The 12,510-nt window shown below is 69.0% G+C and carries 9 protein-coding genes and 2 pseudogenes; 4 read left to right on the top strand and 7 right to left on the bottom strand.

What is annotated here, in order from left to right; genetic code table 11:
* Positions 1 to 157 precede the first annotated feature (157 nt).
* The 4 genes and pseudogenes from K1J60_RS44330 to K1J60_RS44320 form a co-directional block, all read right to left on the bottom strand.
* A complete protein-coding gene (locus K1J60_RS44330; protein ID WP_220651182.1) occupies positions 158 to 751 on the bottom strand; it encodes a transposase in 594 nt (197 codons plus the stop codon).
* A 358-nt stretch (positions 752 to 1,109) separates the two neighbouring features.
* Positions 1,110 to 1,607, bottom strand: a pseudogene (locus tag K1J60_RS47350) (polymorphic toxin-type HINT domain-containing protein); the annotation flags it as partial.
* A gap of 63 nt (positions 1,608 to 1,670) precedes the next feature.
* On the bottom strand, positions 1,671 to 2,012 hold the full coding sequence (locus K1J60_RS47345; protein ID WP_398684200.1) for a hypothetical protein: 342 nt from the start codon (positions 2,010 to 2,012) through the stop codon (positions 1,671 to 1,673).
* Positions 1,999 to 2,346, bottom strand: coding sequence for a hypothetical protein (locus tag K1J60_RS44320; RefSeq protein ID WP_220651181.1), 348 nt, complete (start codon positions 2,344 to 2,346; stop codon positions 1,999 to 2,001). Before K1J60_RS44320 ends, K1J60_RS47345 begins: the two co-directional genes overlap by 14 nt.
* A gap of 65 nt (positions 2,347 to 2,411) precedes the next feature.
* Between K1J60_RS44320 and K1J60_RS44315 the strand changes: the two are divergent.
* Positions 2,412 to 3,487, top strand: a pseudogene (locus K1J60_RS44315) (IS701 family transposase); the annotation flags it as partial.
* 108 nt (positions 3,488 to 3,595) lie between these two features.
* Here the strand turns inward: K1J60_RS44315 and K1J60_RS44310 are convergent.
* The gene (locus K1J60_RS44310) at positions 3,596 to 4,690 is read right to left on the bottom strand and encodes a DNA polymerase III subunit beta family protein (RefSeq protein WP_220651180.1); all 1,095 of its coding nucleotides are present in this window, start codon (positions 4,688 to 4,690) and stop codon (positions 3,596 to 3,598) included.
* 73 nt (positions 4,691 to 4,763) lie between these two features.
* Positions 4,764 to 5,669, bottom strand: coding sequence for a hypothetical protein (locus tag K1J60_RS44305; protein WP_220651179.1), 906 nt, complete (start codon positions 5,667 to 5,669; stop codon positions 4,764 to 4,766).
* 374 nt (positions 5,670 to 6,043) lie between these two features.
* Between K1J60_RS44305 and K1J60_RS44300 the strand changes: the two genes are divergently transcribed.
* From K1J60_RS44300 to K1J60_RS44290, 3 genes are all read left to right on the top strand, one after another.
* Positions 6,044 to 8,971 carry a glycosyl hydrolase 115 family protein gene (locus tag K1J60_RS44300; RefSeq protein WP_220651178.1) on the top strand — a complete coding sequence of 976 codons (2,928 nt, stop codon included), beginning with the start codon at positions 6,044 to 6,046 and terminating at the stop codon, positions 8,969 to 8,971.
* A 112-nt stretch (positions 8,972 to 9,083) separates the two neighbouring features.
* Positions 9,084 to 9,341 carry a hypothetical protein gene (locus tag K1J60_RS44295; RefSeq protein WP_220651177.1) on the top strand — a complete coding sequence of 86 codons (258 nt, stop codon included), beginning with the start codon at positions 9,084 to 9,086 and terminating at the stop codon, positions 9,339 to 9,341.
* Between the two features lie 236 nt (positions 9,342 to 9,577).
* Positions 9,578 to 10,642, top strand: coding sequence for a ferritin-like domain-containing protein (locus tag K1J60_RS44290; RefSeq protein WP_220651176.1), 1,065 nt, complete (start codon positions 9,578 to 9,580; stop codon positions 10,640 to 10,642).
* Between the two features lie 685 nt (positions 10,643 to 11,327).
* Here the strand turns inward: K1J60_RS44290 and K1J60_RS44285 are convergent.
* A complete protein-coding gene (locus tag K1J60_RS44285; protein ID WP_220651175.1) occupies positions 11,328 to 12,467 on the bottom strand; it encodes a PucR family transcriptional regulator in 1,140 nt (379 codons plus the stop codon).
* Between the last annotated feature and the right edge of the window lie 43 nt (positions 12,468 to 12,510).

Genomic DNA, 12,510 nt, shown 5'->3' with positions numbered 1-12,510 from the left:
GGAGGTCACCGTGAACTTCGTCTCCGGAGCGGTTTACTGATTCGACAGAGTGTCGCCGCTGCACCCACTCCTTCCCTCTCGGCGGTCGGAGGGTGTGCGATATCGCCATGGATCTCGTACGAGTTGCCGCTGAGGTTGAAAGGGTGGGCTGACAGGGCTACGGAGGCTGCACTCCCAGTCCGGTCTCGGCGATGAAGCCGTCGAGGATCTTGGGTCGGCGTTGGATGTCGCGTAGTCGGTTCTTCACGAGTGGGGTGAGGTCTTCGACCGTGTGGGGTGCGAGGTTGGCCAGGGACTTCTTCAGGTGGGCACATACGCCTTCGACGGGGTTGAGGTCGGGTGCGTAGGGTGGGAGCTTGACGATGGTCAGCCAGTGGCTGTTGCGTTCGCAGAACTCCCGCAGGGACTTGGCGTGATGGGTGCTGGCGTTGTCCCACACCACGATCAGCGGAGCATCGCTGAGCTGCCGACGGGCGGAGGTGAGCAGGTCTGCGAACTCGCGGGTCCGGAAGCCCTTCTTCTCGCCGGTCCGGCCGCGGTACGTCTGCGTCCGGTAGATCAGACAGGTCTCGCGGCCCGGTCTGACGCAGATCATCCCGGCCATCAGGACCCGGCCCGAACCCTTGCCCGTCACCTTGACCAGCGGCGTCCTGCCACGCCGCGACCAGGTCCGGCCCTTGCCGGGATTCAGGTCCTGCCCGGCCTCGTCCTCGAAGGCTATCCACGCGCCCAGGAGCTGGGCCGTCCTCATCCCACCTATCTCCTCGAAAGCCCATGACTCGACAGGCCAGCACCAAGCGGGCAACACTGGCCAGTGACCTTCAGAGCCCTCAAAGACCTTCAGAGTCCAGCCTGTGCCGCACGACAGGAGAATGGAAGGCCCCGTATCCAGCAGGAACTCCATGGCTTCGACCGATGCGGCGTTTTGGGCGTCATCCGCGAGGTACTTGACGCCAAACGCAGCTCGCACACGCTGCCCGGGGTGCAGGTTCGACGCTTTTCGCTCGGTCATTTCTTACATCCGCACGAATAGGGTGTGGCCTGTTGAAACCAGCCATTCGGTTTATCCATGGGGAACATAGTGACGAACTGTCCATCACCCTTCGTCACTAGGGAACCGTTCCCTCTGCGGTAGAAGAAGTAATCACTTCCACCGCCATTCGCCGGATTCCACGGACCCTGCCGTACTTCGTCATGCCACCCGCGAACCTCGGCGGCATCGCCAGGGTTGAGGCCGTGGTCCTGAGATTGCTTTCCCACTTCTTCCCGAACTGCCCCTCACTGATGGACAACTCAGGACCACAGTTGCTGTTGTGAACCAGGACTGGAGTCTCGCCCGCCAGCACATAGTACGCGTGCAAACAGTTGACGGTGATGTTGTGGGTGGTGGCCAGCTCGCTGTACGCCCAGTCCCCGGAAATGGTAACCGTGTCGCCGCTGCCGGCGAGCAGGGTCATGCCGGATGTGAGATTACCGGCTTCGATCCAGTTCTTCCCGGACGGGGACCAGAAGGGGTGCCCGCGGGTCGCTGTGAGCTGTTCGATGCCGCCGTCGGTGACGATGAACAGTTCGTTGAAGTGCTTTTCGTTCCGCGTGACGATGAGTCGGGTGACTTCGCGGGGGCCATTTTGACCTGTTACAGGGTCGGTCGCCTGGACCTTGTCGCCAGGTTAGACGTCTTCGATGTCCTTGGTGGTTCCGTCGGCCATACGAACGTCGGCACCAGCGAGGAAAGTGTTTTTGCAGGTCTTCTTCGTAGTGCCTTTCAGTGCATCGATAATGTTCTCCGCCTGCTTGGGTGCCTTGGCTATTTCGCCGCCGGGAATGAATCCGACGGCGCTGGCCAGGATGTCTCCAGTGTCACCCTCGTGCATCGAGCGCAAGAGGTCGTAGGTATCGCAGCCAATGCCAAGCATGGGGACCCGTCCGTAGGGGTCGGTGTTGTAGGCGCGGCCGTAGGTGGTGCAGCGGTTGTCGGAGACATCCGTCTGGCCCCAGTCATCGGTGCGCATGGGCAGGCCGAAGGTGGTGGAGGCGGCTTCGGAGTTGTCGCACTCGTTCTCCACCGTGCGTTCGCGCCAGCCGCCGCTGATCTTGGTGTTGGTGACGGTCTTGGACTCGCGTCACGAAGCGGGCGTTGGGCAGGCCGTCGTACTGGGCGGTGTTGTGGGACCAGTACGAGTGGTAGGTGTGTTCGTGGGAGACGTCCTGGTCGTCGCGCAGCGAGGTGGACAGGACCTTGCCGGACAGCCAGTCGTGGTCGGCGTACGCGCCGCCGTCACCGCTGTCGACCGTGACGTTCTTGGTCGCCGACGGGTCCGTCTTGGAGGTGCGGTCACCGTCCAAGCCGCGGTAGAGCCAGTACTTCTTGGTCTTCTTGCCGGTGCCGGCGCCGGCGGAGACCTTCCCCTGCCCTGGCCCACTTCATCACACCAGCCCGTGGGACGCGGCGCATGTGCGTGCTCGCCTGGCCTGGCGGATGCAGCAGGTGATCAGGCCGACCGCGCTGATCGTCGATGACACCGGCTTTCTGAAGGACGGGGACGCTTCGGCCTGCGTGGCCCGGCAGTACACCGGCACAGCCGGCAAGGTCACCAACTGCCAGGCCGGTGTGTCGCTGCACCTGGCCTCCGACGACGCCTCGGCGGCCGTCGGCTGGCGCTTGTTCCTGCCGGAGAGCTGGGATCCCGCCTCGCCGAAGGCCGATCCGGCCAAGGTGGCCCGGCGCACGAAGTGCGGCATCCCCGAAGAGGTCGGCCATGTCGAGAAGTGGCAGCTGGCTCTGGACATGATCGACGAGACGCGGTCGTGGAGCATCGAGGTCCCTCTCGTCGTCGCCGACGGCGGCTACGGCGATGCCGCGGCCTTCCGTCTCGGGCTGGAGGAACGCGGCCTTGACTACGTGGTGGGCATCTCCACCACGACCACTGCCCAGCCGGAAGAAGCCAGGCCCCGCATCCCGCCCTACGGCGGTCGCGGGCCTCGGCCGCAGCCCGTCTACCCCGAGCCGGCCCAGGCCGTGAAGAAGCTGGTCATCGCGGCGGGCAAGCGGGCCGCGAAGCCGGTGCAGTGGCGGGAGGGCTCCCGCCCGGGCAGCGGCCGCAGCGGCGTCAAGCGGATGTACTCGCGGTTCGTGGCCCTGCGGATCAGGCCCGCCGGACGCGAGATCCGCAAGAACACCGACGGACCGGAACTGCCCGTGCGCCGGCTGCTGGCCGAATGGCCCGCCACCGAGCCCGAACCCTTGCAGTTCTGGCTGACCAGCCTGCCCGCCGACACCCCGCTGGCCACCCTCGTGCGCACCGCGAAACTGCGCCGGCGCATCGAGCACGACTACCGCGAGATGAAGCAGGCCCTGGGCCTGGCCCACTTCAAGGGCCGCACCTGGAGAGGCTGGCACCACCACGTCACCCTCGTCTCCGCAGCCCACGCCTTCTGCACCCTCCAGCGCATCACCCGGTCCCCAAAAGAGACGGCGCCGGCCTGAGCCTCCACAAGGTCGCCCGCGAACTTCAGCTACTCCTCGCGGTCTGGACCGGCGCCTGCCCCACCTGCCACCGCGACATACCTACAGCGATACCGACCTGACCAAGCACTACGAGTCCTGGCCCTCCAAGCGGACCGGCATCAGAAGCGAGAAGGCGTGCTCGTCGTCGGGCCGACGGATCGCGAGCGGCGCCGTGGGCGCGCCCACCTCCAGGATCAGTTCGTCCCGGGCCCCGGCGGTGAGCGCGTCCAGCAGGAACTCGCGGTTGACGGCCACGTTGTTCCGGTCGTCGTCACCGTCGTCGCAGACGATCACGGTCCCGTTCTCCGCCACCCGGAGCACGCTCAGGTCGTACGGCTCGCCGTCCTGCTCACGCGTCTCGCCCTCGCGGACCGGGGCGGTCTCGAGGGCCTGACGGAAGGCCGGCGTCCCGACGCGGACCCTGCGACCGGCCGGGAGGTGGACGAGGCGACGGTAGTCGGGGAACTCGCCACCGAGGCTCTGCCCGGCTGTCTGCCTGTCCCCGGCCTCGAGCGTCACGCGGTCACCGTCCACGATGAGCCGGGCGGGCTCATTGCCGGTCAGCAGGGCCCGCATCGCGTCGGCGAGCGGAAGAGGCACGACCACCTGCGTCCGAGGTCCGCCGTGCCCGGTCGTGCGTGCCTGCGCGACCGCCATTCGGTAGCGATCGGTGGCCACGAGGCGCAGCAGTTCTCCCTCGATGTCGAACAGGATCCCGCCGAGCATCGGCAGCTCCGCGTCGGTACCGGCGGCGAAACGGACCGCGTCCAACGCGGCGGCCAACTCCGGCGCGGGCACGGAGAACCGGGCGATGGCGGTGTGGAGCGAGGTCATGGGGGCTGTCTCCCTGTGGTCGAGTAGGGCTCGGAGCGTGGAGAACTCACTGCGGGCATCGGACAGCCCCAGCTCGAGACGGCGCAGGTGCGCCTGAAGAAGACCGCGCACCAGTTCGGTGTCCACGCCGCCCCAGGCGGCCAGGACGAGCCGGATGTCGGCCAGCGGCATGCCCGCCCGACGCAACCGGGCCAGCAGCCGAGCCTCTTCGAGCTGCTCGGGTTCGTACCAGCGGTACCCGCTCACCGGGTCCACCCAGGCCGGGACCAGCACTCCGGCACGGTCGTAGAACCTCAGGGCGCTCACCCCGAGCCCACTGTCCCGGGACATTTCTCCAATGCTGCGCATCTCGTTCTCCACACCCGGGACTCTGGTGCCTCGACCATGTCGAGGGTCAACCTCTGCCCTCTCCCTTTCTCGATCAGGTGGGACAGTCGGCGAGCGTGGTGGCCGTACCCCAACGGTAGTCCGACCACACGTACATGGCCGAGTTCGCAGGGTCGAAGCCCACCTTGATCTCTTCGTGGCCGAGGACCTGACCGGTGCCGAGCGTCGGGCGCATCTCGTTGCTCCGCTCGATGACCTTCTTGGCGGCACGGTCCGCAACCCGGATCGCGTCGCGGTCGGTACTGGGGACCATCGCCTCCCCGAGGCCGTTCTCCTCCAACTGCCAAGCGGACTCCGCTTCGGAGCCGTCGCTCTGCGCTGTGCCGTCCTCGGCGGCCGGCCGACACCGTTCGTCTGCGACGAAGTCCTCCTGCCACGTCACCTGCGGGGCGCGGCCCGGCTCCTCCCGCACCGTGACGTAGGTGCGATACGGCAGATCCGGGTGGACGTCGAGAACCGCATCGCGCAACGCGAGGCACATCGCTCTGGCGATCTCTGTCTCCGCGAGCCACGTTCCGTGCGCGTCGGTGTCCAGGCTGTACGAGGAATAGGCCTCACCGTGTGACTCATGGAACGTCACGCTCCCCGCAGAGAGCCGGACGTGGCTCATCTCCCCGGACAGAACACTTTGGTCGTGCAGCACCGACCGGGCCACGTCGTGTTCGCCCTGGCCCTGAGCCGTACGGGATTCCGCCCAGCTCACCGCACTCGCCGCGCCGTCGCTCACGGCCTTGTCCCGCTCCGCCGCGGTCCCCGCCTCGTCGGTCTTCAGGGTCTGCGTCCCGGACCCGGCGGGCGCGGAAGGTGAAGCCGGTGACACCGAGTTCGCAGTCGAGGCGCCCCATGGCGCGCCGGTCGAGGTCGAGGCCCGCGTGACGATCACGGTTTCCCGTGGCTGGCGCAGCAGCCGCATCGTCTTGCCGACCCGCGTGCCGGCCACGCGAGTGCGGGCAAGTGCCGCGCGGCGAGCCCGAGATCGGCGACAGACGGTCCGCGTGCTCGCCTCCCGCGACGGCGTACCACGGCGGCCGTGCGAGAAGGCTCCCCGCGTCTGGACGCGTCCGCGTGCCTGACCTAGGGTACGCAGCAAGCGCTTTCTGGCCTGGTCATGCCAACCGTTGACCGGGTCGTGCCCCACGCCCCGCGCCGACTGCACCGCTCCCCCGCCGACCGCCAGCGAGTCATGCGTCAGCCCTGCCCGACGACCCGGACGTGGCGTCGGTCCGTGCCGACGCGGAAAGGCAGCGCCCCGTGCCGCACGACGAACCACAGAGCCCGTCGCCCGCGTGGACCCGTAAGTCGTTCCTCCGGGGAATGGCGGCAGTCGGTGTGGCCCCGCTGCTACCCGGGGTGCTGCCCTCGCCGGCCCGGGCCGCCTCGTCGGACGATGTCGCCGGCTTCCCTCTGCTGCGGGACGGCGTGGTCGTCGACCTGTTCGTCGACCCGGCCGACGATCCCGCCGTGGCCCGCGCGGCCGGGGACCTCCAGGCTGACATGGAGCGGGTCGGCGGGGTGCGTCCGCGACTGCTGCGCACCCCGCCCCAGGAAGCCTCACTCCTTGTCCTGGTGGGCACCATCGGCGCGAGCCCGGCCATCGACCGGCTCATCGCGGACCGGCGGCTGGACGTCTCCCGGGTGAAGGGCCGTTGGGAGGCGTCCGTGACCCAGGTCGTGGACCGCCCGCTGCCCGGCGTGGAACGCGCCCTGGTGATCGCCGGCAGCGACCGGCGCGGCACCGTCTACGGCGTCTACGACACCTCGGAGCGCATCGGGGTGTCGCCGTGGCACTGGTGGGCCGACGTTCCGGTCGAACGCCGCGACACGGTGACGGTCCCGTCGGGCACGCGGAAGCGGTACGAACCGTCCGTCCGCTACCGGGGCATCTTCATCAACGACGAGCAGAACCTCACCACCTGGTCCCACCGGACGCAGGAACCGGACAAGCACATCGGCCCCGAGACCTACCGACGCGTCTTCGAGCTGCTGCTCCGCCTCAAGGCCAACTACCTGTGGCCCGCCATGCATCCGTACTCCGACTTCTTCAACAAACACCGCGCGAACCCCGAACTGGCCGACCACTACGGCATCGTCGTCGGATCCAGCCATCCCGAGGCCATGCTGCGCAACGGCGTCCACGAGTGGGACCCCTGGGCCAAGGAGCACCCGGCCGCCGACGGCAGCCTGCCGGTGTACGACTACACGGTGAACCCCGCCGTCATCTCCGACTACTGGCGGGCGAGGGCGCGGCAGAACGCCGGCTACGAGAGCAGCTGGACCCTGGGGATGCGCGGTCTGCACGACAGCGCGCTGGAGACGAAGCACGCCACCACCCTCGCGGAGAAGGTCGTGGTGATGAACGACATCATCGCGGACCAGCGCCGCCTCCTGGCCGAGGAGGTGGGCACCGCGGCCGAACCGCAGATCTTCATCCCGTACAAGGAGGTCCTGGACCTGTACAACGCGGGTGTCCAGGTGCCCGACGACGTTACGCTGATCTGGCCGGACGACAACCACGGCAACATGCGCCAGCTCCCCGACGAGGCGGAGCGGCGGCGACCGGGCGGCAACGGCATCTACTACCACCTCTCCTACTGGGGCCGCCCCAAGAGCTATCTGTGGCTGGACACCACCCAACTCGCCAAGATCTGGCAGGAGTTGCGTCGGGTGTACGAGCACGGCGCCGACCGTATGTGGATCTTCAACGTGGGAGACATCAAGTCGATCGAGACCGGGCTGTCCTTCTCCATGGACATGGCCTGGGACGTGGACCGGTGGGACGCCGGCGAGGTGGAGGGCTTCCTCGTCGAATGGGCCGGGCGGCAGTTCGGACGCCGCCACGGCGCGGAGATCGCCGCGATCCGCACCGAGTACTACCGCCTCGCGGCGGAGCTGCGGCCGGAGTTCGTCGCCCGCGGTCTGCTCTCCGTGGTCCACCACGGCGACGAGGCGGGCCGCCGGATGTCCGCGTACGACCGCCTCCTTCAGCGGGTCCGCGCGCTCGGCGCCAAGCTGCCGGAGGCCTACCGTGACGCCTTCTACGAACTGGTCGAATACCCGGTCCACGGCGCCTACTTGATGAACCTGAAGTTCTACTGGGCGGAGCGCAACGCACTCGCGGTCCGCCAGGGGCGCGGGGCGGGCGCGAACCGTTTCGCGGACCTGTCCGACGCCGCCCACGCCGAGGAGGCGGCGATCACCAGGCGCTACAACACCGAGGTGGCCGGCGGAAAGTGGAACGGGATCGTCAACCCGTACCCCTCACAGATCCCCAAGGCGCCGGGCCGTCCGAGCGTCACCAGGGTCGCCCGGAAGGAGACCTCGGGTCTGGGCGTGGCGGCCGAGGGCAACGAGACCGGCACCGGGCGGCCGCTGTCCTTCTCCTCCTACACCCGTGACCGGCGCTTCGTCGATGTCTTCAACACCGGCTTTCTCCCTCTGGACTGGGCCGCCGAGGCGAGCCACCCCTGGGTGCGGCTGAGCACCTCCGGCGGCACGATGACCGAACAGACCCGGGTGTCGGTGGAGATCGACTGGGAGCGGGTGCCCGAGGGCGCACACGAAGCGACGGTGACCGTCACCGGTGCAGGCAGCAGCTTCGACGTACCCCTACGGGTGCTCAACGACGGGAGGCGGGCCCGTCGGCGGGCGCGCGGGTTCGTCGAGGCCCATGGGTATGTCTCGATGGACGCCGCGCACTACGACCACCGGGTGGCGCGCGGCGGGGCCCGTTGGCGGACGGTACGCGGGCTCGGCCGCCGTACGGCCGCCATGGAGGCGGCGCCTTCGACGGCGGCGCCGATCACCGAGGAACTCACCACTCGGGCACCGGAGTTGAGCTACCGGGTCCGTTTCGCCGGCACCGGGGACTTCCGGGTCACCGTCTTCCGGCTCCCCTCCCTCGACGAACGCGGCCGTCGCCGGGTCGCCCTGGCCCTCGACGACCAGCCGGTCGCCGTCCTGGCGGGACAGGCCGTCGCCACGGGCAACCGCGGCGACGCCTGGGCCCGCAACGTCGAGGACGGCATCGAGAAACTGACCACCACCGTGACCGTCACCGAACCCGGCGAACACGTCCTGCGGCTCTTCATGGTCGATCCCGCGATCGCCGTGGACCAGATCGTCATCGACACCGGCGGACTGCCCGTCACCTACCTCGCGCCGCCGGAGAGCTACCACCACTCCTTCAACCCCGATCCAGCGCCGGAGGACGCGCCGGGGCTGCCAGACACGCCGGGCCGGTAGGGAGGCATCACCATTCCTTACGGCGGACGCCGCGACGGCCCACGGCCGGCTGCGGCGTCCTCGTGACCGTCAGGCAGTACCACCGTCAGGTCTCACCGACGCCACCGGCAACGTGCTGGGCCTGGTCGACGACTCGGGCAAGCGCGCCTACGTCTCCGGCCCGGCCGGCCTGCCGCGAGCGACGCCAAGGGAGGCGGCGCCTCAGCCGTTCCGCTACGGCGGCGCCATGCATGGCCCGACGGGCCTGTACCAGATGGGCGCCCGTTACCCCATCAACAACAGCGATCCCACCGGACTATTCAGCTTCTCCGACCTGCTCGACGAGGGCCTCGACGAGGGCAGCGATGCTTTCGGCGTCGTCACGGGTTGACTGAACGGGAGTGGGAGCCGCGGCGGAAGCCGGAGTCATCGCCTCCGGTTTCCAACTGCGCAGCCGTACTGACAGGTCGCGGGCGGTGAGCCTCCGCCAACTTTGAGTCGCAGCTCGGGCGCGGTACCGGCCGCTGCTCCGGGACGATCTGGGCCTGGAGCCGTCCGCTCAGCTCGCCCGGAGGCCCACCCTTACCATGGACAAAAGGCGCAAATGCGGAGCGAAAGGGGCTTTCCATGACGTCGCTTCTCGAATACCGGAGCAACCGGATCGTCGAACTGATGGAGGAGCCCGCCGAGCGCCGCGACGCCGACTGGCTGAAGGAATCGCTTCAGCAGGCGATGATGCTGGAACTCACCACACTTCCCCCGTACTTGTCCGCGATGTGGTCCATCGAGCCCCAGAGCGGGGATGTGTTGAAGGCTTTCAAGCGGATCGTCTTCGACGAGATGTCCCACCTCGGCCTCGCCGGGAACATGCTCACCACCATCGGCGGAGTCCCCCGCCTCGGCGACGCGCACACGGTGCCGAAGTACCCCGGTCCGCTGCCCGGCGGCGTACGCCCGTCGCTGAACGTCTGCCTGAGCGGGCTGTCGAAGGAGTCCCTGGCTCTGTTCGCGCAGATCGAGGAGCCCGACGACCCGATCGCGGAGGCCCGGTCGCACACCTCCATCGGCGCGTTCTACACCGCGATCCTGGAGGCGTTCCAGGATCACGCGGAGCTGATCACCGGGGCTCACCAGCTCGAACGGAACATGCAGCACCATGGCGCGGGAAACAGCCTCGTGGCACTCAACTCGCTCGCCGACGTCGAGGCGGCCATCGAGGTGATCAAGGAGCAGGGCGAGGGCACCGCCGCCTCGCCCGAGAACCCGCACCCCGGCGTGACCGACGAGCTCGCCCACTTCTACGTCTTCCGGGAACTCTTCCGCGGTCGCAAGCTGGTCAGGGTCGCCGAGGACCCGGACCGATGGGAGTTCACCGGAGACGTCATCGCGATGCCCGGCACCCGCCCGATGGGCACGGTGCCCGACGGCGGCTGGGGAGCGCCGGGGCAGCCGACCCCCGACGCCGAGACACAGGCCCTGCTGGACCAGGGCAACCAGGCGTACAGCCGGATGCTGGACCTGCTGGAGGACGCCTGGCAGGCGAACGACCCGGACACGGCGACCGGCCTCCTCGACGAAGCCGTCTTCAAGATGGTCGGTCTCAAGGGACCGGCTCGGGCCCTGATGATCCGCGAAATCCCCGGCGGTGACGGCAGGACCTACGGACCGGAGTTCCGGTACATCGCCGACTAGGAGCGGTCGGCAGGCCGCCCGTTCAGCGGCTCGTCGTCGCGGAACAGCGGGGGCCCGCAGCTTCGAACAGAAGACAACGGGGGAGGTCGGCGGCTGCGTACTCGTCCGCCATGCGGAACACACTGACACAACGCGACACTCCGCGCGGCCCATGAGATACGTGATCGCCTCGGCCAGTCGGCCCCGGCCGTCACGGACCGCGGGGTCGTACATCCACCGCCCCGTGCCGTCGACCTCCGCATCGGACGCCGGCCGCGAGTCGCGCCGGTCGACATCGCCCGCGTCCCAGTACCGAGAGGCCGAGTAGTACCCGTATCCCCCAATGGCCCCTCGATCGCGAGGAGGGTGCGAAAGCCCCGTATGTAGTCGGCCGGGCGCGTTGGGAGACGCTGATCCACCAGCTCCCGAGGCTCCGCGATGGCGTCGGGGCTCTCCACGAACATGCGATCGCCCTGGTCGTCCGTCATCGCGCGCTGCGCACGACCGCCCCGGCCGTCTCCAGCGCTTGCGTTTCGCTCCGGGCGAGCGCGACCAGGCGTGGCAGCGCGGCGAGACTCCCTGGGACGAGGGTGCGGATCGCGTCCCAGCATCTGGCGGTGACAGTAGCCCTCGGGCTGTCCGCCCCGCCCCGGAGAGCCAGGCCGACGGGAGGAGGCAGCCGGGCCGCAGAAGGGCGTAGAACGTGTCAGCCGTCCCGAAGACCGACCGCCAGCGTCAGTTCAAGAACCCGGTGCGGCGACCCGAGGTCCGGAAACAGCTCCCGCAGCTGCGACATCCGGTAGCGGACGGTCTGGGGATGGACGAACAACGCCGCCGCCACCTCGTCCCGCCTGCCCTGGTGCAGCAGCCACGCCCGCAAGGTCTCCTCCAGCCGCCGCGCGGTCGCGGCAGGCAGGGTCCGCAGCGGCGCGAGGGCTCGGGCGCGCAGGTCCGCGAGCGCGTCCCGGTCGGCGCTCAGTACCAGCTCGGGCAGGTGCTCCTCGGTGTCGCGAATGTCGGAGGAGAGGGAGCGCGCGCGTACGGCTCGTGCGTACGAGGCGGACGCGCGAGTCCATGGCCGGGCCGGGCCGACCACGGCTGTCCGGTCGGCCAGTTGCCTCAACAGATGTGATCGGTCGGCATCGGGGACGAGCAGCACGCCCAAGGAGTCCGGCAGATCGTCGAGGACGAGGGTGCTCGGGTCGAGCACGCGGTAGGCGGGCCGGGCCTGGGCGGCGGGCAGCAGGACCGCGGTCAGCGAGACCGGAGGCTGCCACCCTGCCCGTTGGACAGAGGCCTGCAGCACGTCCGGGCTCGCGCCGGTGAGGAGGTCGCGGACCAGTTGTTCCAGGTGGCGCTCATGCACCCGGCCCCGGGCGGCCAGTTCGTCGGCGTGGCCCGCGGCGCTCGCGGCGGAGAGCTCGTCGATGTAGGCGAAGGTCAGCTCGGCGAACTTGGCGACCTCGGCGGCGGGCAGACCCGCGGGTACGGCGCCCGCGGCCAGGCATCGCCAGGCCACGCGGGCGCCGACGCGGTAGGCGCTGAGCAGGGCGTCCATCGAACGGCCGTCGCGCACCTCGCCGCGGCCCAGCTCGTAGGCCGCGTCACCGGCGTCGCCGCCCGAGGCGTTCCCGCTCGCCACGTCCAGGTAGTGCCCCAGGGCGGTGCGGACGGCTCGGCGGATGGTGCCGCCCATGCGGCCCGACAGGGCGTTGGCGTAAGGAGGGACCTCATCGATGATCGCCTGGACGACCTCGTCGGCGGTGGTCCTCAGCGCGGCCCGAAGCGCGGCGACCGTCGTCTCATCCAGGGCCAGTTCGGTGGCCCTCCGGATCACATGGCTCATATTTTGTTCCCTGCGAACAATTCAGCCGATCAGATTCACGTCC

Source organism: Streptomyces akebiae (assembly GCF_019599145.1).
In the GTDB taxonomy this organism is placed as follows: Bacteria; Actinomycetota; Actinomycetes; order Streptomycetales; family Streptomycetaceae; genus Streptomyces; species Streptomyces akebiae.
This window is presented reverse-complemented; position numbering and strand designations above follow the sequence as displayed.

Excerpts from the sequence above, each read along its gene's own strand:
- K1J60_RS44310 (WP_220651180.1), bottom strand. The coding sequence starts at position 4,690 with ATGCGCAGCATTGGAGAAATGTCCCGGGACAGTGGGCTCGGGGTGAGC.
- K1J60_RS44300 (WP_220651178.1), top strand. The coding sequence starts at position 6,044 with ATGGCGGCAGTCGGTGTGGCCCCGCTGCTACCCGGGGTGCTGCCCTCG.
- K1J60_RS44290 (WP_220651176.1), top strand. The coding sequence starts at position 9,578 with ATGACGTCGCTTCTCGAATACCGGAGCAACCGGATCGTCGAACTGATG.
- K1J60_RS47345 (WP_398684200.1), bottom strand. The coding sequence starts at position 2,012 with ATGCGCACCGATGACTGGGGCCAGACGGATGTCTCCGACAACCGCTGC.
- K1J60_RS44285 (WP_220651175.1), bottom strand. The coding sequence starts at position 12,467 with ATGAGCCATGTGATCCGGAGGGCCACCGAACTGGCCCTGGATGAGACG.
- K1J60_RS44330 (WP_220651182.1), bottom strand. The coding sequence starts at position 751 with ATGAGGACGGCCCAGCTCCTGGGCGCGTGGATAGCCTTCGAGGACGAG.